We start from the raw sequence: 443 nt of genomic DNA on the forward strand, positions 1-443 counted from the left end.
TTCATTCGCAATGTGCATTGCGGAAGGCCGTCATGACGCTTGAAGAGATATTCGACGGCACCATCGCCGAGATGCAGAAATACGGCGAGGGCACGACCCTTGGCGAGCTGATCAGGATCAAGATCAGGGAAGGCGAGCAATGGGCGGCGAACTGTTGGGCTAAGGACCAGGAGTACCGAGGTGCGCCAAGCTATTGGTCCAGTCAGCCGGGCGGCCCTTATCTGCGCTGGCACTCACTGGTCTATCTGGCTGCACAGAGGCATCCGGACTGGATAGTGCATGAAGGTCGAGAGGGGCCGAAGGCTTACGGTCCTCGAAAGTCAGCTACGACTCGAACACGGCTGGCTCTGGTTGCGTGGTTCGTCCTCAACCACACTGACCTCGCTTTCGCGCTTGAAGATGAATCCTGGAACACCATCGACGCCTGACGAAACGAAGTGATG

General features: G+C 57.6%; 1 protein-coding gene. It reads left to right on the forward strand.

What is annotated here, in order from left to right:
- A partial coding sequence (locus tag FJV41_RS50475; protein ID WP_220138017.1) for a hypothetical protein occupies positions 1-428 on the forward strand: 428 nt, incomplete at its 5' end.
- Positions 429-443: the final 15 nt, after the last annotated feature.

This window comes from Myxococcus llanfairpwllgwyngyllgogerychwyrndrobwllllantysiliogogogochensis (assembly GCF_006636215.1).
Lineage (GTDB): Bacteria > Myxococcota > Myxococcia > Myxococcales > Myxococcaceae > Myxococcus > Myxococcus llanfairpwllgwyngyllgogerychwyrndrobwllllantysiliogogogochensis.